Source organism: Actinomadura nitritigenes, from assembly GCF_017573545.1.
GTDB classification, from domain to species: domain Bacteria; phylum Actinomycetota; class Actinomycetes; order Streptosporangiales; family Streptosporangiaceae; genus Spirillospora; species Spirillospora nitritigenes.
This window is the reverse complement of sequence record NZ_JAGEOK010000011.1, coordinates 271,397-294,127: the sequence shown is the minus strand read 5'-3', so window position 1 is coordinate 294,127 and position 22,731 is coordinate 271,397. Positions and strand designations below refer to the sequence as shown.

Here is a 22,731-nt window from a genome sequence, read left to right as displayed (position 1 = left end):
GGTCCCCCGGGCGCCCCGCCGGCGGGAGGGTGGCGCGGCTCCGCACCGCCTTGGACCCGGCCGGCCGGCCGGGTCCTGGGCGGCGGCGTCAGGCGTCGCGGCGCCTCAGCAGGAACGCGGCGGCGGCCAGCAGGGCGGCGGTCCAGGCGGCGAACACCCCGTAGCCCTGCCACGGGGTCAGCAGGTCGTCCTTGCCCTGGTGCGCCTGGGCGATCAGGTGGCCCGCCTCGGAGGGCAGGTAGGCGTGCACGTGGTCGCCGATGCTGCCGGGCAGCAGCTGCGCCAGCGGCGCGAGCACCAGCACGAACCCGATCACGCCGGTGATGCCGCCGGCGGGGTGGCGGACGATCGCGCCGATCGCGAGCGCGAACAGCCCGAGCATGGCCAGGTAGAGCCCGCCGCCGATCACGGCGCGCAGGACGCCCGGGTCGCCGATCGACACCGGCGCCTTGTCGTGCAGGATCGCCGCGCCGATGAAGAACGACACGAACGACACCACGAGGCCGAAGAGCAGCACGATCAGCGCGAACACGGTGGCCTTGGCCCAGAGCATCGGCAGCCGGCGGGGCACCGCGAGCAGGCTGGCGCGGATCATGCCGGTGGAGTACTCGGAGGCGATCACCAGCACGCCGAGGACGCAGACGGTCAGCTGGCTCAGCGAGAAGCCGCTGCCGAGGATGGTGCCGACCGGGTCGGCGACGACCCGCGCGCGGTCGCCGGCGTCGGCCTTGTCCCACTGCCCGACCGTGAGGCCCACGAACAGCGCGGTGAAGCCCAGGTCGAGCACGACCAGCAGGACGAGCGACCACAGCGTGGAGCGCACCGAGCGGATCTTGGTCCATTCGGCGAGCATCAGGCGGCCGAACCCGGGACGGGCGAACGAGCCGGGGTCGCTCGCGGGCTCGCGGGCGGGCGCGTCGGCGGCGGTCATCGCTTCTCCCCCTGCTCTGCGGGCGCGGCGCCCTCCGCGGGCGCGGCCTCCGCGCCGCCCGGCGGCGCCGGCGGCGGGACGGCCGCCGCGTCCGGTGCGGGCGGCCCGGCGGCGGTGCCGTACTCGACGCTGTCGCGGGTCAGTTCCATGAACGCCGCCTCGAGGGAGCCGCGGCGCGGCGTCAGCTCGTGGAGGACGGCGCCCTCGGCGGCGGCCAGCTCCCCGACGCGGGGCGCCTCCATGCGGGTGACGGTGAGGACGGTGTCGCCGTCCGGGGCGACCTTGGCGCCCTCGGCGGCGAGCACGCCGGCGAGCCGGGCCGCGTCCGGGCTGTGGACGATCACCATCTTCTCGGTGCTGCGCTCGATGAACTCCTCGGTGGAGCAGTCGGCGATGAGCCGGCCGCGGCCGATGACGATGAGGTGGTCGGCGGTGACGGCCATCTCGTTCATCAGGTGGCTGGAGACGAACACGGTGCGCCCCTGCGCGGCGAGCCGCTGCATGAGGGTGCGGATCCAGACGATGCCCTCGGGGTCCAGGCCGTTGACGGGCTCGTCCAGGATCAGCACGGACGGGTCGCCGAGCAGCGCGGCGGCGATCCCGAGCCGCTGCCCCATGCCGAGGGAGAACCCGCCGGCGCGCTTGCGGGCGACGTCGGTGAGGCCGACGAGGTCGGCGACCTCGTCGACGCGGCGGCGCCCGATGCCCTGCGTCTGGGCCAGGCACAGCAGGTGGTTGTAGGCGCTGCGGCCGGTGTGCACGGCGCGGGCCTCCAGCAGCGCGCCGACCACCCGCATCGGGGCGGGGAGGTCGCGGTAGTGGCGGCCGGCGATGCGGGCGTCGCCGCGGGTGGGCCGGTCCAGGCCGAGCAGCAGCCGCATGGTCGTCGACTTCCCGGCGCCGTTGGGGCCGAGGAATCCCGTCACCCGTCCGGGGACGACGGTGAAGGACAGGTCGTCCACGGCGGTCTTGTCGCCGTAGCGCTTGGTGAGGTGCTCCGCCTCGATCATGCGCGCATCCCGGGGGTCGGTTCTCGTGATCGGGATCACACTAGCGCGGGGGACGGTTCGCGCGGATCCTCCCGTGAGCCGATGCGCCTCCACCTCCGGTAGGGCATCGGAGCCCGCGGCCGGTGTCCGCGTACCGCGCGGGGCGCAGCCGCGGTCACTCCCGGCGCCGGACGCCTGAGCGGGCGCGTTCCGGGGAGGATGAGCGGGACCCCCTGGAGGAGCGTGATGACCGCCGTGACCGATCCGTCCGCGCCGCCGCCCGGCGCGACCGCCGCACCGGTGCCGGAGCCCGCCGGGCGCCGCCGCCCGCGGCTGCGCAGGTGGGGGCGGCGCCTGCTGATCGCCTTGGCGGTGCTGCTGGCGGCGGTGACCGTGTTCTCCCTCGCCTACAACGCGGCGACGGCGGGCCGGGCGAAGCCCCCGGCCGGCGCGCTGTTCACCGAGGCGGACGGGATCCGGACCCGCTACCGGGAGTGGGGGACGCGCGGGACGCCGGTGGTACTGGTGCACGGCGCCTTCGAGTCCGCCGACACGTGGGCGTCGGCCGCGCCGCTGCTGGCCGCCCGGCACCGGGTGTACGCGCTGGACCTGACCGGCTGGGGGTACAGCGAGCGGCGCGGCCCGTTCGACGCGGCGCACCAGGCCGCGCAGCTGCTCGGCTTCCTGGACGCGATGCACCTGGACCGGGCGGCGCTGGTGGGGCACTCCAGCGGCGCCGGGGTGATCGCGGCGGCGGCGCTGCGGGAGCCGGGGCGGGCGGCCGGGCTGGTGTTCCTGGACGGCGACGCCCTCGACACCGGCGCCGGCGAGGGCTCCGACAAGCTGCGGTTCGTGCTGCGCGACCCGTACCGGACGACGGTGACGCGGCTGGTCGTCCGGTCGGACTGGGCGATCCGGTCGATCTACCGGGCGCAGTGCGGGCCGTCCTGCCCGCGCCTGGACGAGGCGGGCGTGGAGCGGTGGCGGCGCCCGTTCCAGATGCCGGGCGCGGAGGACGCGCTGTGGAGCATGCAGGCGGTGGTGGGGCTGCCCGCGGGGCGGGTGGCGGAGCTGGCGCGGGTCCGGGTGCCCAAGGCGGTGGTCTTCGGCGCGGACGACGACGTGTTCTCGCGCCGGTCGCCGTTCGAGACGGCGCGGCGGATCGGCGCGCCCTCCCCCGTGATCATTCCGGGCGCCCGCCATCTGTCGCTGATATCGCATCCCCGGCAGGTGGCGGACGCCGTGCTGGCGACGGCGCCCTGACCCCGGGGACGCCCAAGAGGGCGGCCCGGCACGGCGGCGCCCTCCCCGCGGGGCGTGCGGGGAGGGCGCCGGGCCGTGGCGGCCTCGAACGTCAGGCGGCGACGCCGTCGGCGGCGTTGATGTCCTTGTGGAACCGCTTGTGCACGTAGAGGCGCTCGCCGAGCGAGTCGCAGCGCCACCACAGGCCGGAGGGCGGCCCGATCCGGGTGTGCCGGGGAAGCTCGCGCAGCACCTCGTTGACCGGGGTCATGCGCAGCCGCCCGGACCGGCACACCAGGATGCGCCGGTCGGTGACCACCACGACCCGGTAGGCGTTGGTGAACAGGATGATCCAGTACGACAGCAGGGCGAAGTACTGGCTGGTCGTCTGGGCTCCGAAGACGGCCTGGACGTTCTCGCCCGGCTGCAGGACGTGGGCCGCGTTGGCGCGCATCTTGTCGCGGATGGCCACGGGCTGGGACCTTTCTCGCGGAGCGCGTGGGCGGCCCGGCGGCCGCCGTCACGGCGCCGCACCGGCGGTCCCACTGCCCTCGGGGGTTGTCAGAAGCCTCGATTGTGCCATCAGCGTTCCGCCATAGTGCGTCTTTTCGTATGTTGACGCGATTTACAGTGACGTTTTCATGCAGGGCGGGCGGCGAAAGCGCCGCGGCGCGGCGGCCGAACCCGCGGGCCCCACCGCCTCCCCCGGCGCGGCCGGCTTTATTGACGCACTGCCAATAATTGCGGGAGGATGGCGGGGAGGAACAGGCCGCCGACCCCGGGAGGCCCCGTGACCACCCCCCGCGCCTCGTCCGCGCCGGTGCCCGCCGGCGACGTGCTCGCCGAGCGGCTCGCCGACCGGGAGGTGCTGCGCACCCTCGCCGCCGAGCCGCTCGTCGGCCTCGGCGCCGGCCGCGCCCTGCTCATGCAGCTGACGCACCCGGCGGTCGCGCGGGGCGTCGCCGAGCACAGCGACTTCGCCGAGCGACCCCTCGCCCGGCTGTTCGGCACCCTGGACTTCCTCCTCGTCACCACGTTCGGGACGCCCGACGAGGTCGGGCGGATCGCCGCGAAGGTCCGCGGCATCCACACCGCCGTCCGCGGCGAGGGCTACTCCGGCAACGACCCGGACCTGCAGCTGTGGGTGAACGCCACCCTCATCGACTCCGCCCTGTACATCTACGAGCACGTCATGCGGCCCGGCGACGGCGAGCCCGACCTCGCCGAGGAGTACTACCGGCAGGCGCGGATCGTCGCGGAGGTCCTCGGCTGCCCCCTGGACGCCCAGCCGCCCGACCTGGCGGCGTTCCGGGCCTACATGGCCGAGACGGTGGCGTCGCTCGAGGTCACCGACACCGCCCGCGAGGTCGCCGCCGCCGTGCTGTACCCGCGCAAGCTGCGCGCCCTCGCCCCCGCGCTCGCGGTGTTCCGCCTCGTCACGACCGCGCTGCTGCCGGAGGCGCTGCGCGACCAGTACGGGCTGCCCTGGACGCACAACCGGCGCCGCGCCGCCGACCTGGTGCTGCGCACCGCCACCGACCTGCACCACCTCACCCCCGCGTTCCTGCGGCGGCCGCCGCGGCCGCTGCTGGTCCGGCTGGCCCGGCACCGCGTCGACCGCACCCTCGCCAGCCGCCGCGACCGCCGGCGGCGCGGCCGCCCCTGACCCTCCGGAGACCGCCGATGCTGGGCATCTACGCCGACCTGCCCTGGTCCTACGCGGCGGGCGCCGGCATCGCTCTGGCCGCCGCGCACCAGCTCCGGGGCGCCCGCCGCGCGACCACGGCCGCCGCCCCCGACGCACCGACCGGGAACACGTCGACCGGGAACACGTCGGCCGGGAACACGTCGGCCGGAAGCGCGGCTGCCGGAGGCGCCGCGGGGCCGGTGCCGGGCCGGGCGCCCCGCGTCGCGGGCGCCACCGGAGGCCGCCACTTCGCCCTCGCGATGGCCTACAGCCTCCTGGTCTTCGTCCCGACGAGCCTGTTCGTCGCGGCGACGCACCCGCAGTGGGCGACGCTGCAGCGGACCTCGCACCTCTCGCACGGCGCCCTCACGGCCCTGGCCGCCGGCGAGGCCGCGCTGACCGCCGCCGGCTTCCTGGTCACCCGCGGCCTCCTGGTCGCCGGGCGGATCCGGTGGGCGGCCTGCCAGGTGATCCTGGCGACCCTGCTGATCTGCCTGGCCGTCGTGCACGGCCCGGACGGCGACGGCTGGAAACGGTTCCTGTCGACCGACCGGGCCGACTACCGGGCGTTCCCGCCGTTCCTGAACGTCGGGGACCTCGGCGCGATCACCGGCCACATCGCGGACTTCCTCACCTCCGGCCTCGCCGCCGCCCTCTACGCCACCGGCGCCGTCGCGCTCGGCGCGCTCGGCCTGATCATGGGCGTGCTGCACCAGTTCGGGCTGACCGACGCCGGCGCCGACGGCCCCGGCCCGCTGCGCGCCGCGCTCGTCGCCGGGTTCGTCGGCGGCGGCGCGGCGATCGTCGCGGTGCTGACGTCGGCGCTCGTCGACGGGCTCGGCTGGGTCGCGCTCGCCGCCGTCGTCCCCGTCCTGTGGGTCGCCGTCGTCGCCCGCGGCGCGTTCGCCGCCGTCGTCGCCGCCGACCTCGCGCTCCCCGCCGAGCAGGACGCCTGACCGGCTGCCCCCCTGATCAGCCGACAGAGGTGTACGCGACGACCCCGCGGCGCATCGCGTCCATCGCGCGCCGCGCCGTTTTGCGCAGGTGCGAGTTCTCCGGCGCGGCGTCGACGACCTGGCCGAGCAGGTCCAGCAGCTGCTTGACCGCGCGGACGAAGTCGCCGGCGGTCAGGTCGCTCTCCAGCAGCACCTCGTCGAGGTCGTCGCCCTTCGCCCACCGGTACGCCGTCCACGCGAACCCCAGGTCCGGCTCGCGCAGGAACGACACCCGGTTGTCGCGCTCGACGGCCTCCAGCTCGCCCCACAGCCGCACCATCGCCGCCAGCGCGTCCTGCGACGGGCCCGTCGGGGTGCGCGGCGGGGCCGCGTCGTCGGGCTGCCGCGACTCGTACACCAGCGCCGACACGCACGCGGCCAGCTCGGCGTGGTCGAGCTTCTCCCACAGCCCGGCGCGCAGGCTCTCCGCGGTCAGCAGGTCCAGCTCGTTGTAGATCCGGCCGAGGCGGCGGCCCTCGGCGGTGACGTCGTCGCCCTCGAGGTAGCCGAGCTGCTGCAGGACGGCGCAGACCCGGTCGAAGGTCCGGGCGATCACCTGGGAGCGGCCCTCGACGCGGCGCCGCAGCTGCTCGGTCTCCCGGTCGAGGCGGTGGTACCGCTCGGCCCAGCGGGCGTGGTCCTCGCGCTTGTCGCAGCCGTGCACGGGGTGGGCGCGCAGGTCGGCGCGCAGCCGGGCGATCTCGGCGTCGTCGGAGGCCGCGGAGTCGCCGCGGGTGCGGCTCCGCTCCCGCACGTCGTCGGGCACCTTGTTGCGCAGCGTGGACGCCAGGTCGCGGCGGTCCTGCGGGTTGCGGGGGCTGAACGACTTCGGGATGCGGATCCGGTCGACGGGCTCCACCGGCCGCGGGAAGTCCTGGATGGACAGCCGCTGCACCGACCGGTTCACCGTCAGCACCAGCGGCGCGGGCCCGTCGGAGCGGCGCCCCACCCCCGGGTCGAGGACGACGGCGAGGCCGGACCGCCGCCCCGACGGCACCAGGATCACGTCGCCGGGCCGCAGGTGCTCCAGCGACCTCGCGGCCTCCGCGCGGCGCACCGACGACCGCTCCCGGGACAGCTCCGCCTCCCGGTCCGACAGCCGCCGCCGCATCGCCGCGTACTCCATGAAGTCGCCGAGATGGCATTCGGCGGCCTTGGCGTACCCCTCGAGGGCCTCCTCGTTCTTGCGGACCTGCCGCGCCAGCCCCACCACGGCCCGGTCGGCCTGGAACTGCGCGAACGACTCCTCCAGCAGCGTCCTCGCCCGCTCGATCCCGACCGCGCCGACGAGGTTCACCGCCATGTTGTACGACGGCCGGAAGCTCGAGTTCAGCGGGTAGGTGCGGGTGCCGGCGAGGCCCGCGACCGACGCCGGCTCCACGCTCGGGCCCCACACCACCACGGCGTGGCCCTCCACGTCGATGCCGCGGCGCCCGGCCCGGCCGGTCAGCTGCGTGTACTCCCCCGGCGTCAGGTCGACGTGCGCCTCGCCGTTCCACTTGTCGAGCTTCTCGATCACGACGGTGCGGGCCGGCATGTTGATGCCGAGCGCGAGCGTCTCCGTCGCGAACACCGCCTTGATCATCCCGCGGGTGAACAGCTCCTCGACGATCTCCTTGAACGTCGGCAGCATCCCCGCGTGGTGCGCGGCGACGCCCCGCTCCAGCGCCTCCAGGAAGTCGCCGTAGCCGAGGATCCGCAGGTCGTCCGGGGAGATGTCGGACGTGCGCAGCTCCACGTGCGCGCGGATCTCCTCGGCCTCCTCCTTGGAGGTCAGCCGGATCCCCGCGTGCAGGCACTGCAGCACCGCCGCGTCGCAGCCGGCGCGGCTGAAGATGAACGTGATCGCCGGCAGCAGCCCCGCCCGCTCCAGCCGCTCGATCACGTCGGGGCGGGCCGGCGGCCGGAACCGCTGCGGGCGCGGCGCCCGGCGGCGGCCGGTGCGGCGCCCCTGGTTGACCTTGGCGCGCCGGACCTCCTCCACCGCCATCCGCGTCAGCTGCGGGTTCAGCCGGGCCTGCCGGTCCTTGCCCTTGCCGGTGTCGACGAACAGGTCGTACAGCCGCGTCCCCACCAGCATGTGCTGGAACAGCGGGACGGGCCGGTGCTCGTCCACGATCACCGCGGTGTCGCCGCGGACCTCGTGCAGCCACTCGCCGAACTCCTCGGCGTTCGACACCGTCGCCGACAGCGCCACGATCCGCACCGAGTCCGGAACGTGGATGATCACCTCTTCCCAGACCGCGCCGCGGAACCGGTCGGCGAGGTAGTGCACCTCGTCCATCACCACGAACGCCAGCCCCGCCAGGGTCGGCGACTGCGCGTACAGCATGTTCCGCAGCACCTCGGTGGTCATCACCACGATCGGCGCCTCGCCGTTGACGCTGTTGTCGCCGGTGAGCAGCCCCACCTTCTCGGGGCCGTAGCGGCGGACGAGGTCGGCGTACTTCTGGTTCGACAGCGCCTTGATCGGCGTGGTGTAGAAGCACTTGGTGCCGCCGGTGAGCGCCAGGTGGACCGCGAACTCCCCGACGACGGTCTTGCCGGATCCGGTGGGCGCCGCGACCAGCACGCCGCTGCCGCCCTCCAGCGCCCGGCACGCCTCGATCTGGAACGCGTCCAGCTCGAAGTCGTACAGGGTGCGGAAGTCCAGCAGGGCAGGGCCGTTCCCTGCGGTGCGCGCGCGGTAGGCCGCGTACCGCCCGGCCGGGCTGTCCGCGGCCTGCGCGGTGTCGGGGGACGTCATGACATCGAGCCTACGGTTTCGACCGGCCCGATTCCCAATTCGGGACGCCTTTTCCCACGCGTCCCTCGAAGACGCACCCGCACCAGGCCGCCGACCGCCGCGAGGACGTCAGCGGGCGCGGCCGCCGCCCTCCAGCTCGGCGTCGATCGCCTCCAGGTCCAGGGGCGACGCCTCGTCGTCGGACAGCTCCGCGTCGGGATCGGGCCTGCGGACCTTGCGGCGGTCGTGGAAGTACGCCAGCACCTCGGCGATCTCGAACAGCACCACCGTCGGCAGCGCCAGCGCCAGCATCGTGAACGGGTCCTGGCTGGGCGTGGCGACCGCCGCGAACACGAACACCCCGAACACCAGCAGCCGCCGCGACTTGCGGATCCGCTCGTGCGTGAGGACCCCGGCCAGGTTCAGCATCACCACGAACAGCGGCAACTCGAACGTCAGACCGAAGATCAGCAGCATCGCCTGGGCGTACCCCAGGTAGTCCTGGATGCCGACCAGCACCTTGGTGTCGCCCGGCGCGAGCCCGATGAAGATCTTCAGGCCCTTGTCCATCGTCAGGTACGCCAGCGCGGCGCCCGCGAGGAACAGCGGGACCGCCGCGCCCATGAACGTGTACGTCCAGCGGCGCTCCCGCTTGTACAGCCCCGGCGCCACGAACGCCCAGATCTGGTACAGCCAGACCGGCGACGACAGGACCGCGCCGACGATCAGCGCGACCTTCAGGTGCACGAAGAACCCGTCGAAGATCCCGTGCACCACCAGGTCGCACTCGCCGCCCAGGCAGTGCTCCTGCGGGATCCGCGTGTAGGGCTTCTGCAGGAACTTCCAGATCGGGTCGAACAGCAGCCACGCGACGATCCCCCCGGCGACGAGCCCGAGGATCGCCTTGATCAACCGGTTGCGCAGCTCACGCAGGTGTTCCATGAGCGGCATGCGGCCGTCGGGCGCGGTGTTCTGCCTGGGCTTCATGAGGGCTTTCCGGGCTCGGTCGGGCTGGGGGTGTGCGGCCTGGTCGGGCTGGTCAGCCCTGGCGCATCCGGCCCGGGTCCGACACCGGCACGCCCTCGATCGGCTCACCGGACGCCAGCGCGCCCCGGCTGCGCTGCCCGCCCTCGGCGGCGGCCGCCTCGCGCTCCAGCCGCGCCGCCTCCTCGCGCAGCCGCGCCGCCTTGTCCCGCGCCTCCGACGACGGCTCGGCGGCGGCAGGGCCGGCCTTGGCGTCCTCGGAACCGTCGTCGTGCAGGCCCTTGGTCTCGGCCTTCAGGATCCGCGCCGACTTGCCCAGGGACCGGGCGAGCTGGGGGAGCTTCGCCGATCCGAACAGCAGCAGTACGACCACCAGAATGATCAGAATCTCGGGCGTACCCAGTCCAGCCATGACAATCCTCTTCAGCAGGGGTCCTCAGGACGATCGTACGCCGTCCCGGGGCGCTTGTGGCACTCGGGCGTCCTGGAGTTCGGACAGTTCATCGCGCAACGCCGAGTGTTTGGGCGCCAGCCGCCGCCGGGTGCGCTCCAGTTCACGCCCGAACCGCCGTACGCCCAGGTACACGCGGAACGCGCACCAGGCGAGCACGGCCAGGCCGACGAAGCCCAGCGACACCGACACTCCAACCCACGACACGCCCGCCACGGTAGCCGATCTCCCGGCGCGGCGCCCCACCGGCACGGCCCCGGCGCGGCATCCCGCCCGCCCGCCGACGTCCGGGGCCCGCGGTGGCGCGGACGGTCACGCCATCCCGTACAGCGCCAGCGCGCGGGACGCGTCGTCGCGGACGTCCTCGGCCAGCGCCTCCGGCGACACCACCCGGCCCTGGTCGCCCAGCCGCAGCGCCAGGCCCCGCACCCACCGCGTGTCGGGCGTGCGCAGCACCACCCGCAGCCGCCCCTCCCCGAGCTCCTCCACGCTCTCGCACGGGTAGTAGTCGGCCACCCACCGGCCGCGCGCCGTCAGCTCCAGCGTCACCGCCACGTCCTGCGGCGACGGCCGGAACAGCCCGGCGTCCACGTCGATCGGCTCCGCCTCCTCGGGCACCTCCGCCGGCACGTCCAGCACCGTCAGATCGAAGATCCGGTCCAGCTTGAACAGCCGCACCGCCTCCGCCCGGCGGCACCACCCCTCCAGGTAGGTGTTGCCCTCCACCACCAGCAGCCGCATCGGGTCCACGTCCCGCTCGGTGTTCTCGTCCCGCGCCGGCACGTAGTACCGCAGGTGGACGCGGCGGCCCTGCGCGATCGCGTCCCGCAGCGTCCCGAGGCCCGTGCGCGCCGAGTCCGCCGACCCGCCCCGCGCGTCGACCTCCACGGCCACCTTGCTCGACACCGCCGCCGCGGCGCCCGCCGCCGACTCCAGCTTCGCGATCACCCGCGACAGCGCGTCCCGGTCGTGCAGGTCCGGGATGCCCGCCAGCATCCGCAGCGCCACCAGCAGCGCCGACGCCTCGTCCACCTTCAGCCGCAGCGGCCGCGCGATCGACTCCGCCTCCGCCACCGTGATCTCCCCGCCCTCGTAGGACAGGTCGATCGGGCAGTACGGGTCCGGCGCCCGCAGCTCCACGCACCACAGCAGGTTCAGGTCGTCGATCAGCTGCTTCTCGGTCACCCCGAACGCCGCCGCCGCCTCGCCGAGCAGCACCGAGTCCCGGTTCACCACGTACGGCACCAGCGCCAGCAGTCGCGCCAGCCGGTCCGTCGACGTCGTCGCCGGCGCCTTGACCGCCTTCCCCTGCGCCTTCACCGGCGCCTTGCCCGTCCTCGCGTTCGCCATCGCCCCGCTCACCCCAGCACCGACTTCAGCTGCTGGATGACGGCCTCCCGCAGGTCCGGCGGATCCAGCACCACCATGTCATCGGCGAACCGCGCCAGATACGGCGCGAACCGCTCCACGTCACGGAACGTCAGGACGGCCTCGTCCCACTCCCCGTCCCCCACCGGGCGCACGTCCCGCGCCCACCGCCGCGGCCCCTGCGCCGCGCCGGCCCGCAGCCGCACCGTCGCCGGCCGCGGCTCGGTCACCGGGTCGCCCCAGTCGAACGCGATCTTCCGCACGTCCACCCCGTCCGGGACCGTCACCGACCCGTCCGGGCCGTCCGGCGCCACCTCGCCGACGATGCGGCTCAGCCGGAACACCCGCTCCTCCTCGCGGTCCCGGTCGAACCCCACCACGTACCAGCGGCCCCGGCGCGACACCACGCCCCACGGCTCCAGATGCCGCCGCGCCACCGACGTCCGGCCGATCCCCTGGTAGTCGAACGCCACCGGACGGCCGTCGCGGACCGCCTCCCACAGCGCCGGGAACGCCGGATCGCCGGTGTTCACCCGCGGCTCCACCCCCACCGCCGTGGCCACGTCCGTCTCCACCCCCGCCGCCCGCAGCTTCAGCAGGGCACCGGAGGCGGCCTCCGCCATGCTCGCGCGCTGCCATACCCGCGCCGCGAGCCCCAGCACCGCCGCCTCGTCCGGGGTCAGATGGATGTCGGGCAGCTCGTAGGCCTGCGGCGGGATCCGGTACCCGATCTCCTCGCCGCCGCCGCCCTGCTGGTCGCTGCCCACCTCCAGCGGCACGCCCAGCTCGCGGAGCTCCTCCTTGTCGCGCTCGAACATCCGCTTGAACGCCTCGTCGGAGTCCGGGTAACCCGGCACCGCCCGCCGGATCTGCTCGGCGGTCAGATAACGCCGGGTGGCGAGCAGGCAGACCACCAGATTCAGCAGGCGCTCGGTCTTGCGCCGCGACACTTCGCCACCAACCCCTTCCGCGGAGCCTCGCGCTCCGCCCATCCGCTCCGCGACCTCCGGCGGCCCCGGCCGGGCCGACGGCCCGATCGCGCCCCCGCCCGTCGCCCAGGACGCTACCGTTTCCCGGTGTGATCCGATGGCGCAAAGGCACAGTAGAGGGCATCCGCCGCGAATGGCCGGGGGCGGTCGAACTCGACGTCGTGATCGGGGACGACGGCGCGCACCGCGCACTGGCCTACCCCGACCTGGTCGGACGTCCCGAGCCCGGCGACACCGTCCTGCTCAACACTACGGCCTTGGCGCTGGGCCTCGGCACCGGCGGCTACGCCATGGTCGTCGCCGTCCCCGACCGGCTCCCGCCCGACCCGGCCGGCCCCGGCCACCTCGTCAAGGCCCGCTACACGCCCCTGCAGGCCACCGTCCTCGGCGCCGACGAGCAGGACTCCCCCCACCACGAGACGCTCCGCGACGCCGACTCCCTCGGCGGCATGCCCGTCGTCGTCGCCGACCTGCACTCCGCGCTCGCGCCCATCCTCGCCGGCCTGCTCGCCGCGCGCCCCGGCGCCCGGATCGTCTACCTCATGCCGGACGGCGGCGCGCTGCCCTCCTGGTTCTCCATGTCCATCGCCCGCCTCAAGGACGCCGGCGCCCTCGCCGCCACCGTCACCGCCGGGCAGGCGTTCGGCGGCGACCTGGAGGCCGTCACCGTCCACACCGGCCTCCTCGCGGCCCGGCTGGTCCTGGACGCCGACGCCGTCGTCCTCGCCCAGGGCCCCGGCAACCTCGGCACCGGCACGAGATGGGGCTTCTCCGGCGTCTCGGCGGGCGAGGCCGTCAACGCCGCGTCCGTGCTGGACGGCCGCCCCGTCGCGTCCCTGCGGGTCAGCGAGGGCGACAAGCGGGAACGCCACATCGGCGTCTCCCACCACTCCCTCACCGCCTACGGCCGCGTCGCCCTCGCCCGCGCCGAGGTGCCCGTCCCCGAACTCGGCGGCGCGTTCGGCGCCCGCGTCGCCGCCGAGGCCGCCCCGCTCGGCGACCGCCACACGCTCGTGCCCGTGCCCGTCGACGGCCTCCACGACACGCTCAGGGCCGCCGAGAAGGACTGGGGCGTCCGCCTGTCCACCATGGGCCGCCGCCTCGACGAGGACCTCGCCTACTTCCTCACGGCCGCCGCCGCGGGCCGCCACACCGCCGCCCTCCTCGGCTGACCGCCGCGGGGCCGGCGGGCACCCTCACAGCACCGCCGGCTCCGCGCCCGCGGCCCCCTTCTCCCCGGCGCCCGCCTTCCCCTCGGCGGCCTCGCACGCCGCGGCCTCCTCGGCCGTGTACGACGACGAGAACGTGAACGCGCGGGGCGACGCCCCCTGCGCCCGGAGCAGGGCCAGCCGCTCCAGCGCCTCCTCGACCGTCGGGACGTACCCCGCCGGGATCCACCACAGCACCATGTGCGCCTCCACGTGCCGCTGGAACCACTCGCGGCGCCGCCGCAGCGTCTCCAGGTGCCCCGTGCGGTAGACGAAGTCCCAGAGGGCCTCCTGCGACTCCCACACCGAGTAGTTGATGATCACGTCGTCGCCGGCGGGACGCATCCCCGTCGCGTCCGCCCGCCCCTCCTCGACCAGCCGCCACACGAACCCCGGCGCGCCGTCGGCGAGCGCGTTCACCGGGTCGAGCATCGCCACGAAGTCCGCGGTGCGCGGGTCGTCCAGCGGATACCGGAGCGTGCCCACGTTGAACTGGGCGAGGTGGAAGCCGGCGCGAAGATCCTGATGAGCGGTCATGGCGTCACTCCACCACGCCCGCCGCTTCTATGTCAATCTTCATTGTTTTTAGAAGGCTCGGCCACCACGCAGCACCACCCCGGCCGCGCGTCCATCCGCACCCGCACCCCCTCCGAGCCCTCCACCAGGCCCTCCAGCAACGCCAGGTTCATCCCGCACACCAGCGGAGGAAACCGCTCCGCCACCGCATGGAACGGGCAATTGCGCATCCGCAGAACCACCCCACCGCCGCCCTCGGCGTCCTCGGCGTTCTCGGCGTCCTCAAGGACCGGCTCGTAACCGCGCTCCTCCAGCACCTTCGCCAACGCGTCCAGATCACCGCACGGCACCCCGGCCGCCAGCGCCGCACCCTCACGACGCGCCGCCTCCCGCACCTCCCGGTCCAGCCCCGCCCGCTCCGCCGCCTCCGCCAGCAGACCCGCCACCGTCCCGTAGTCCCTCGCGGGCAACGACACCCCGCGCTCCACCGCCGACCGCCGGTACACCTTCGCCGGACGCCCCGCCCCCGGCCCCGAACGCCCCGACAACCGCCGGCTCCCCGCCTCCAGCAGACCCCCGTCCACCAGCTTGTCCAGATGGAACGCCGCCAGCGTCCGCCCCACCCCCGCGGCCTCCGCCGCCTCGTTCCGCCCCACCTCGCGGCCCCGGCCCACCACGAACTCGTACAACCGCCGCCGCACCGGATCCTGCAGCAGCGCCACCGCCTCGATGTCCTCCACCCCGCCATTCTAAGAACAGCGCGGATAGACCATAGAAACGCGCGACGGCCGCCACCGGCGACGACAACGCCCCGGCGACGGCCGACCGACCAGCCAGATCAGATCAGTGCGCGCCCAGCAGATCCACCACGAACACCAGCGTGTCCGACCCCCGGATCCCGTACTGCGCCAACCCCTTCGACCCGTACCCCAGCGACGGCGGCACCACCAGCAGCAACCGGCTCCCCACCCGCTGCCCCAGCAACGCCTGATCCCAGCCCTTCATCACCTGACCCGTCCCCACCACCACACCGAACGGATGCCCCGCCGACCACGACGAATTGAACACCCGCCCATCACGCCAGAAATACCCCGCATACTGCGTCGCCAGCAGCTGCCCCTTCCGCAGCACCGGCCCATCCCCCCGCACCAGCGTCCGCACCTGCAGCCTCTTCGGCGCCGCCACCTTCGGCACCGTCACCACCGGAGCCTGCCCCGCCGGCGCGTCCGACACCCTCGGCAACGACGGATCGTCCAACGGCGCCTGCTTCACCCCGTGCGGCCCCGCCTTCCCCGAATACACCCCCAGCACGTCCAGCACGTACACCAGCGTGTCCCCCGACCCCACCTGATGCCGCGCGTCACCCGCCGCCCCGAACCCGTCCTTCGGCGGAATCCGCGCCACCACCCGCGACCCCGGCCGCGCCCCCTCCAACGCCTTCACCAGACCCGGCACCAGCTGCCACGTCGAGAAGAACCCCGGACGCCCCTCCGCATAACTGCTCGCCAGCAGCTTCTTCCCCGACTTGTTCCAGCGGTACCCCACATAGTCCGCCATCACCAGATCACCCTTGCGGGCCGCCGTCCCCTTCCCCTCCTTCAGCGTCTTCACCGCCAGCGACCCGTCCGGACCGCCCTTCGGGAACGACACCTCCGGCAGACGCCCGAACGCGCCCTTCACCGACACCTTCACGTCCGAACCGCCCGAACACCCCGCCACCAACGGCACGGCCAGCACGGCGACAGCGGGCAAAGCGACGACACGACGGAGAACACGACGGCGCATACGGGTCCTTCAAGGGGGTGATGAGCGCTGCTGCGCGCTCACCCTACCCCTCAAGTGACCAGCCGGTAGCCCACACCACACGAGACACACCGGCCACACCCGCCCCGAGCGCCGCCGCCCCCGCGCCGGCCCCGGAGCCGGCCGTCACATCCCCGCGATCAGCTTGTCCACCCGCTCGTCCACCGACCGGAACGGATCCTTGCACAGCACCGTCCGCTGCGCCTGATCGTTCAACTTCAGATGCACCCAGTCCACCGTGAAATCACGCCGCTTCTCCTGCGCCTTCCGGATGAACTCCCCCCGCAGCCGCGCCCGCGTCGTCTGCGGCGGCACCGACTTCGCCTCGAAGATGTCCAGATCCCGCGACACCCGCTCCACCGACCCCCGCTTCTCCAGCAGGTAGTACAACCCCCGATCACGATGCACATCGTGATACGTCAGATCCAGCTGAGCCACCCGCGGCGACGACAGCGGCAGATCGTACTTCCGCCGGTACCGCTCGATCAGCTTGTACTTCATCACCCAGTCGATCTCCCGCGACACCAGATCCAGATCGCCCGTCTCCACCGCCCGCAGCGTCCGCTCCCACAGATCCAGCACCCGCTTCGCCGTCGCGTCCCCGCCCCGCGAATCCACGAAGTCCCGCGCCTTCCCGAAGTACTCCTTCTGGATCTCCAGCGAACTCGCCTCGCGCCCGTTCGCCAACCGCACCTTCCGCCGCCCCGTCATGTCGTGACTGACCTCCCGGATCGCCCGGATCGGGTTCTCCAGCGTCAGATCACGCATCACCACCCCCGCCTCCACCATCCGCAGCACCAGGTCGGTCGCCCCGACCTTCAGCAGCATCGTCGCCTCACTCATGTTCGAGTCACCGACGATCACATGCAGCCGCCGGAACCGCTCCGCGTCCGCATGCGGCTCATCCCGCGTGTTGATGATCGGACGCGACCGCGTCGTCGCCGACGACACCCCCTCCCAGATGTGCTCCGCCCGCTGCGACACGCAGTACACCGCACCCCGCGGCGTCTGCAGCACCTTCCCCGCACCACAGATGATCTGCCGCGTCACCAGGTACGGGATCAGCACGTCCGCCAGCCGCCCGAACTCACCGTGCCGCCCCACCAGGTAGTTCTCGTGGCAGCCGTAGGAGTTCCCCGCCGAGTCCGTGTTGTTCTTGAACAGGTAGATGTCGCCGGCGATGCCCTCCTCGCGCAACCGCCGCTCCGCATCCACCAGCAGACCCTCCAGGATCCGCTCCCCCGCCTTGTCATGCGTCACCAGATCCACGACGCTGTCGCACTCCGGCGTCGCGTACTCCGGATGGCTCCCCACATCCAGGTAGAGCCGCGCACCATTGCGCAGGAACACGTTGCTGCTCCGGCCCCAGGACACCACCCTGCGGAACAGATAGCGCGCCACCTCGTCCGGTGACAACCGCCGCTGACCGCGGAAGGTGCAAGTGACGCCGTACTCGTTCTCAAGCCCGAAGATGCGCCTGTCCACACCAAGACCCTATGCGGCCCGGCCCCGACTTGGCAGTCTCAAAAGCCCACCGTTTCCCCCACGAAACAAACCCGCCGCGGCCGGACGGCACCACACCACCCGGCCACGACGGGCCAAACTCACCCCGGCGCCACAATCCCCCGGCGCCGCGGACAGCGGATCAGTCGTCCCCGCCGTCCTCCACCACATCGTCCACATCGTCCACCGACGGCCCCGCCTTGCCCGCCGACGACGCCCCCGGCGACCCCGAACCCGAACCGCCGTCACCCGCCGCCAGCAACTCCTCGATCCGCCGCGCCGGCAACCGCCGGAACAACCGGTGCTCCCGGTTCCGGTCCAGCACCGCCACCTCCAGCGACTTCGCCTCCAGCCGCCGATCCGAGTCCTGCGCCTCCAGAGCCCGCACCGCCGTCCGCAGCGCCACCTCCAGCGACGCCCCCTCCTCGTAGCCGTCCTTCAGCGCCTGCGCGACCGACTCCGTCTGACCCCCCATCGCCACATAACCGTGCTCGTCCGCCACCGACCCGTCGAACGTCAGCCGGTAGATCTGGTCCGTGTCCGCGTCCTCGCCCACCTCCGCGACGACCAACTCCACCTCGTACGGCTTGTTCGTCTCCGTGAAGATCGTCCCCAGCGACTGCGCGTACACGTTCGCCAGACCCCGCGCCGTCACATCACGACGGTCGTACTGGTACCCGTTGATGTCCGCGTACCGGACCCCGCCCAGCCGCAGATTCTCGAACTCGTTGTACTTCCCCACCGCCGCGAACGCGATCCGGTCATAGATCTCACTGATCTTGTGCAGCGCACGCGACGGATTGTCCGCCACGAACAGGATGCCGTCGTCGTACTGCAGCACCACGACACTGCGGCCACGCGCAATCCCCTTGCGCGCATAGTCCGCCTTGTCCTTCATCTGCTGTTCGGGCGACACATAGAACGGCATGGACACCGGTCGGATCCCTTCTATCGCAGCGGGGCGGTCGGACCGCCCGGCGAGTCGTAACGTCCATCCACGACGGCCTGCGCCAACGCGCCCACCTCGTCCTCACCCAGCCGGCGATACCCCTCCGACGTCACCGACGCCACCACCGGGAAGATCCGACGCGTCAGATCGGGGCCGCCCGTCGCCGAATCGTCGTCGGCCGCGTCGTATAGCGCCTGCACGCACGCCAGCGCCGCGTCCTCCGCCGACAGATCCGCCCGGTACAGCTTCTTCAGCGCACCCCGCGCGAACACCGACCCCGAACCGATCGAGTGGAAGTCCCGCTCCTCGTACCGGCCGCCCGCCGGATCGTAGGAGAAGATCCGCCCCCCGTCCCGCTCCTCGTCATAGCCCGCGAACAGCGGCACCACCGCCAGCCCCTGCATCGCCATCGCCAGGTTCTGCCGCACCATCGTCGCCAGCCGGTTCGCCTTGCCCTCCACCGACAGCGTCCGGCCCTCGCGCTTCTCGTAATGCTCCAGCTCCACCTGGAACAGCCGGACCATCTCGATCCCGATCCCGGCCGTCCCCGCAATCGCGATCGCCGAGAACTCGTCCGCCCGGAACACCTTCTCGATGTCCCGCTGCGCGATCACGTTCCCCGCCGTCGCCCGCCGGTCCCCCGCCATCACCACCCCGCCGGGGAAGCTCACCGCGACGATCGTCGTCCCATGCGGGATCTCATCCCCCACCGGCGACACCGGCACCGCGCGCCGACCCGGCAGCAACTCCGGCGAGTACACCCCCAGGAACTCCGTGAACGAAGACGTATCCGGGCTCGTGAACAGCCCCGGCAGACGTCCGGTGTGCGAATCGTGGGACGCCACGCGACTCCCTTCCCTCCACCAGGCGCCGGTGGCCCTCGCGTACCCCACCGGCGCAGACTCCTACGACCCTACTGTTCAACCCTCACCCGGCGCATGCCGCGTGATCCACCACCACGTAAGCCCACGGCGAACCTTCCCCGCGAAAGCCCTCCCACCCGCACATAACGAACGCGCACGGCGGGCCGGCCGTGCGCGCGTGTCGCACTCGCTCTGCACTCCTCGGCCGGTCAGGAGTACACGAACGCACCGTCCTCGTCCGACCCGACCCACGTCGGCATGTCGAGCTCCTCGTCGAACGGCAGCGTCTCCTTGCGGTACCTGCCGTCCTCCTCCCAGAGCTCCTTCCAGCCGCCCTTCGGCACCGTCGCGGGATCGACGTCCGGAACCGTCAACGACAGCCGCGTCCCACCGTCCGCCGTGGGCACCGTCCGAACGAGCCGTCCCTCCACGTAGTCCGCCGCCCGGCGAAGAGCGATGGGGTCGTCCCTCAGCTGCCCCATGCCCGTGTTGCAGCCCGAACACGCCAGCCCGCGCACCGTCCCCGTGCCGTGGTCATGGTCGACGTGCTTCGCCGGTTGGTCGGCGCAGATGGCGCAGAGGCCGACCTGCACCTTCAGGAGCCACTCGGCGTCCTCGTCGTTGATCCCGTACTTCTGGCGCAGGTGGTAGTGCCGCGCCGACTGGAGACTGCTCCCGCGCGTCCGCCAGAAGGGATCCCACCGGACGCGATCCGGCCCGCCGAAGACCGGAGCACCGATCTCGATGCGCATCCGCCGCGCGTGCGAGCCGCGCAGTTCGAGGTAGTCCGCCGCCAGGCGGAGCACGGCGGGGTCGTCGTGGAACTGGCCGAGCCCGCCGTTGCACTTGAAGCACAGGATCCGCCGGACCAGCCCGGTGAGGTGGCTGTGGTCGACGTGCTTCGCCGGAGCCCGGAGGCAGATGACGCAGACGCCGCCCTGCTCGGCGACCATCCGCTCCACCTCCTGCTCGGTCACTCCATAGCGGAGCTTGAGCATGTAGTTCCGCTGGCTCCCGTGCTTCTCCCTCTTGTGCTCGGCGATCACCTGATTGTGGCAGGGCTTGCAGTAGGTGGAGAGACCGGACTTCCGAGAGCGATTGCTCCCGAATTCATCGATGTCCTTGACCGTTTCGCACCGAGGGCAGTATTTCGTCCCCTCGGGGTCCTTTCGGCGCCTGCGATAAGGCTGCATCGCTTTCCCGAGGCGCTCCTGCCTCCTGCGCTTCGAAGCCGCGTTCCGCAGACCGAAGCACTCCCTGCAGTACAGAGCCAGGCCATCTGCGGACGCAGCTCGCTTGAAGAAGTCTGTGGCCGGCTTCGTCTGGCCGCAGTCGCGGCACTTCTTATGAGACATGGGCGGGACTTTACCTGTCCGCCCATGTCTTTGAATCGAGTATTCGAATATTTGCTCGTCTGAAGAATTACCGACTTCGCGCCGTGGGCGACATGTCCGTTTTAATCACTGACCGCCCTTTTGCACGAAACCTCTTACGAATTCCTCTGCGTTCTCTTCGAGAACTTCGTCAATTTCGTCGAGAATGGAATCGACGTCGTCGGTGAGCTTCTCCTGCCGCTCCTGGACGTCTTCGGTGGTCGTGGCCTCGGTCTCCTCGACCTCTTCCGTGCGCCGGGTGGTCTGCTTCTGACCGCCGGTGTCCTTCGTGGCCATTCCGTACCTCCGCTTCTTGCCGGTACCCCGACCCTATCTCCGATCTTCGTAGACGAGCGGATCTTATGGTCCGTTTCGTCCGGTCGCTCTAGGCGTCGGGGGCCTGATCCGGTTATCGCCCGTCCGCAGACCGGTGAAACAGGCAAAGCGGTCACGAAACCGCGACATCGCCCGTCGCCGCAGGTCAGTCCGGGGACGCCGCTCGATAGTGGCACTATCCAACGGGCGCCGTCCGAGATCCGGACGGCGCCCGCGTGTCAGCCCCTCGGAGGGGCTCGGCTCAGCTCTGGCCGGTCAGCGTGGCCACCAGCTCGGCGGCGGTGCGGCAGCGGTCCAGCAGGGCCCCCACGTGCTGCTTGGTGCCGCGGAGCGGCTCCAGGGTCGGGACGCGCTGGAGCGACTCGCGGCCGGGGACGTCGAAGATGACCGAGTCCCAGGACGCGGCCGCCACGGAGTCGGCGTACTGCCGCAGGCAGCGGCCGCGGAAGTAGGCGCGGGTGTCCTCGGGCGGGTCGTCGATGGCGTGCTCGACCTCGTCCTCGGTGATGAGGTGCTCGACGCGGTCGCGGGACGCCAGGCGGTTGTAGAGGCCCTTGTCGGGCCGGATGTCGGCGTACTGCAGGTCGACGAGCTGGAGGCGGGGGTGGGACCAGTCGATGCCGTCGCGGCTGCGGTAGCCCTCCAGGAGGGCGAGCTTGGCGACCCAGTCGAGCTCGCGGGACAGCTGCATGGGGTCGTCGCCGAGGCGGTGCAGGACGGACTCCCAGCGGTCCAGGACGTCCTTGGTCATCTCGTCGACGTCGGCGCCATAGCGGTCCTCGACGTACTTGCGGGACTGCTCGAGGTACTCCATCTGGAGCTGGACGGCGGTCATCTTGCGGCCGTCGCGGAGGGTGAGCAGGTGCTTGCAGGACGGGTCGTGGGAGACGGCGCGCAGGGCGGCGACGGGCATGTCGACGGACAGGTCGACGGTGAGGAAGCCGTCCTCGATCATGGCGAGGACGAGGGAGGTGGTGCCGAGCTTGAGGTAGGTGGACAACTCGGCCATGTTGGCGTCGCCGATGATGACGTGCAGGCGCCGGTACTTCTCGGGGTCGGCGTGGGGTTCGTCCCGAGTGTTGATGATGGGGCGCTTGAGGGTGGTCTCCAGGCCGACCTCGACTTCGAAGAAGTCGGCGCGCTGGCTGATCTGGAAGCCGTCGCCGCGCCCGTCGACGCCGATGCCGACGCGGCCGGCGCCGCAGACGACCTGGCGGGAGACGAAGAAGGGGGTGAGGTGCCGGACGATGTCGGCGAAGGGGGTCTCGCGGCGCATGAGGTAGTTCTCATGGCAGCCGTAGGAGGCGCCCTTGTTGTCGGTGTTGTTCTTGTAGAGCTGGATGGGGTGGGTGCCGGGGACCATGGCGGCGCGGGCGGCGGCGTCGGCCATGACGCGTTCACCGGCCTTGTCCCAGATGACGGCGTCGCGGGGGTTGGTGCATTCGGGCGCGGAGTACTCGGGGTGGGCGTGGTCGACGTAGAGCCGGGCGCCGTTGGTGAGGATGATGTTGGCGAGGCCGAGGTCCTCGTCGGTGAGCTGGGTGGAGTCGGCGACCTCGCGGGCGAGGTCGAAACCGCGGGCGTCGCGGAGGGGGTTCTCCTCTTCGAAGTCCCAGCGGGCCCTGCGGGCCCGTGCGGCCGATGCCGCGAGGTAGGCGTTGACGACCTGGCTGGAGGTCACCATCGCGTTGGCCCCTGGCTGCCCGGGTACGGAGATGCCGTACTCGGTCTCGATGCCCATCACCCGCCGAACACTCATATCGTCGAGCCTATCGGGGCCGGGAGGGTGGAGCCATGGGGCCGGTCCTTCCCGGGGCGT

At 72.4% G+C, this 22,731-nt stretch carries 22 protein-coding genes; 4 read left to right on the top strand and 18 right to left on the bottom strand.

Annotation, left to right across the window (positions count from 1 at the left end; genetic code table 11):
- Positions 1-88: 88 nt before the first annotated feature.
- Together J4557_RS19400 and J4557_RS19395 are read right to left on the bottom strand one after the other, a co-directional pair.
- Positions 89-931: an ABC transporter permease gene (locus J4557_RS19400; protein WP_208268109.1), complete on the bottom strand. Its 843-nt coding sequence runs from the start codon at positions 929-931 to the stop codon at positions 89-91.
- Positions 928-1,941: an ABC transporter ATP-binding protein gene (locus tag J4557_RS19395; RefSeq protein ID WP_208268108.1), complete on the bottom strand. Its 1,014-nt coding sequence runs from the start codon at positions 1,939-1,941 to the stop codon at positions 928-930. The genes J4557_RS19400 and J4557_RS19395 overlap by 4 nt, the downstream gene beginning before the upstream one ends.
- 225 nt (positions 1,942-2,166) lie before the next feature.
- Between J4557_RS19395 and J4557_RS19390 the strand changes: the two genes are divergently transcribed.
- The gene (locus J4557_RS19390) at positions 2,167-3,183 is read left to right on the top strand and encodes an alpha/beta fold hydrolase (protein ID WP_208268107.1); all 1,017 of its coding nucleotides are present in this window, start codon (positions 2,167-2,169) and stop codon (positions 3,181-3,183) included.
- 91 nt (positions 3,184-3,274) lie between these two features.
- Here J4557_RS19390 and J4557_RS19385 read toward each other — a convergent pair whose 3' ends face one another.
- Entirely contained in the window at positions 3,275-3,634 is a 360-nt protein-coding gene (locus tag J4557_RS19385) for a hypothetical protein (protein ID WP_190857158.1), read from the bottom strand.
- A gap of 318 nt (positions 3,635-3,952) precedes the next feature.
- On the opposite strand from J4557_RS19385, the gene J4557_RS19380 reads away from it, so the two are divergent.
- Both J4557_RS19380 and J4557_RS19375 read left to right on the top strand, forming a co-directional pair.
- Positions 3,953-4,828, top strand: a complete 876-nt coding sequence (locus tag J4557_RS19380) for an oxygenase MpaB family protein (RefSeq protein ID WP_307800071.1) — start codon at positions 3,953-3,955, stop codon at positions 4,826-4,828.
- Positions 4,829-4,845: 17 nt separating this feature from the next.
- On the top strand, positions 4,846-5,805 hold the full coding sequence (locus J4557_RS19375) for a hypothetical protein (protein WP_208268105.1): 960 nt from the start codon (positions 4,846-4,848) through the stop codon (positions 5,803-5,805).
- A 16-nt stretch (positions 5,806-5,821) separates the two neighbouring features.
- Here the strand turns inward: J4557_RS19375 and J4557_RS19370 are convergent, their stop codons facing one another.
- The 6 genes from J4557_RS19370 to J4557_RS50975 form a co-directional block, all read right to left on the bottom strand.
- The gene (locus J4557_RS19370) at positions 5,822-8,590 is read right to left on the bottom strand and encodes a DEAD/DEAH box helicase (protein WP_208268104.1); all 2,769 of its coding nucleotides are present in this window, start codon (positions 8,588-8,590) and stop codon (positions 5,822-5,824) included.
- A gap of 108 nt (positions 8,591-8,698) precedes the next feature.
- Positions 8,699-9,511, bottom strand: coding sequence for a twin-arginine translocase subunit TatC (gene tatC / locus J4557_RS19365; protein ID WP_307800002.1), 813 nt, complete (start codon positions 9,509-9,511; stop codon positions 8,699-8,701).
- Between the two features lie 97 nt (positions 9,512-9,608).
- On the bottom strand, positions 9,609-9,965 hold the full coding sequence (gene tatA / locus J4557_RS19360) for a Sec-independent protein translocase subunit TatA (protein ID WP_208268103.1): 357 nt from the start codon (positions 9,963-9,965) through the stop codon (positions 9,609-9,611).
- A 24-nt stretch (positions 9,966-9,989) separates the two neighbouring features.
- On the bottom strand, positions 9,990-10,211 hold the full coding sequence (locus tag J4557_RS19355; RefSeq protein WP_307799999.1) for a hypothetical protein: 222 nt from the start codon (positions 10,209-10,211) through the stop codon (positions 9,990-9,992).
- A gap of 105 nt (positions 10,212-10,316) precedes the next feature.
- Positions 10,317-11,354 (bottom strand): helix-turn-helix transcriptional regulator, encoded by a 1,038-nt coding sequence (locus tag J4557_RS19350; RefSeq protein WP_208268101.1) that lies wholly within the window; start codon positions 11,352-11,354, stop codon positions 10,317-10,319.
- An 8-nt stretch (positions 11,355-11,362) separates the two neighbouring features.
- Positions 11,363-12,322: a helix-turn-helix transcriptional regulator gene (locus tag J4557_RS50975; RefSeq protein ID WP_208268100.1), complete on the bottom strand. Its 960-nt coding sequence runs from the start codon at positions 12,320-12,322 to the stop codon at positions 11,363-11,365.
- A 128-nt stretch (positions 12,323-12,450) separates the two neighbouring features.
- On the opposite strand from J4557_RS50975, the gene J4557_RS19340 reads away from it, so the two are divergent.
- A complete protein-coding gene (locus J4557_RS19340) occupies positions 12,451-13,533 on the top strand; it encodes a DUF3866 family protein (protein WP_208268099.1) in 1,083 nt (360 codons plus the stop codon).
- Between the two features lie 24 nt (positions 13,534-13,557).
- Here the strand turns inward: J4557_RS19340 and J4557_RS19335 are convergent, their stop codons facing one another.
- The 9 genes from J4557_RS19335 to dop all read right to left on the bottom strand — a co-directional run bounded on the left by J4557_RS19335 (position 13,558) and on the right by dop (position 22,671).
- Entirely contained in the window at positions 13,558-14,106 is a 549-nt protein-coding gene (locus J4557_RS19335) for a DUF3291 domain-containing protein (RefSeq protein WP_208268098.1), read from the bottom strand.
- A 32-nt stretch (positions 14,107-14,138) separates the two neighbouring features.
- On the bottom strand, positions 14,139-14,825 hold the full coding sequence (locus J4557_RS19330) for a helix-turn-helix transcriptional regulator (RefSeq protein WP_208268145.1): 687 nt from the start codon (positions 14,823-14,825) through the stop codon (positions 14,139-14,141).
- 103 nt (positions 14,826-14,928) lie between these two features.
- Positions 14,929-15,837 (bottom strand): FKBP-type peptidyl-prolyl cis-trans isomerase, encoded by a 909-nt coding sequence (locus J4557_RS19325; RefSeq protein ID WP_243775991.1) that lies wholly within the window; start codon positions 15,835-15,837, stop codon positions 14,929-14,931.
- A 177-nt stretch (positions 15,838-16,014) separates the two neighbouring features.
- Positions 16,015-17,373, bottom strand: coding sequence for a Pup--protein ligase (gene pafA, locus J4557_RS19320; protein ID WP_151592999.1), 1,359 nt, complete (start codon positions 17,371-17,373; stop codon positions 16,015-16,017).
- A gap of 160 nt (positions 17,374-17,533) precedes the next feature.
- Positions 17,534-18,319: a proteasome subunit alpha gene (gene prcA / locus J4557_RS19315; protein WP_243775990.1), complete on the bottom strand. Its 786-nt coding sequence runs from the start codon at positions 18,317-18,319 to the stop codon at positions 17,534-17,536.
- 20 nt (positions 18,320-18,339) lie between these two features.
- On the bottom strand, positions 18,340-19,185 hold the full coding sequence (prcB, locus tag J4557_RS19310; RefSeq protein ID WP_208268095.1) for a proteasome subunit beta: 846 nt from the start codon (positions 19,183-19,185) through the stop codon (positions 18,340-18,342).
- 227 nt (positions 19,186-19,412) lie between these two features.
- The gene (locus J4557_RS19305) at positions 19,413-20,249 is read right to left on the bottom strand and encodes an endonuclease domain-containing protein (protein ID WP_208268094.1); all 837 of its coding nucleotides are present in this window, start codon (positions 20,247-20,249) and stop codon (positions 19,413-19,415) included.
- Between the two features lie 414 nt (positions 20,250-20,663).
- Positions 20,664-20,873, bottom strand: coding sequence for a ubiquitin-like protein Pup (locus J4557_RS19300; RefSeq protein WP_067638008.1), 210 nt, complete (start codon positions 20,871-20,873; stop codon positions 20,664-20,666).
- A 280-nt stretch (positions 20,874-21,153) separates the two neighbouring features.
- Positions 21,154-22,671: a depupylase/deamidase Dop gene (gene dop / locus J4557_RS19295; protein WP_208268093.1), complete on the bottom strand. Its 1,518-nt coding sequence runs from the start codon at positions 22,669-22,671 to the stop codon at positions 21,154-21,156.
- Between the last annotated feature and the right edge of the window lie 60 nt (positions 22,672-22,731).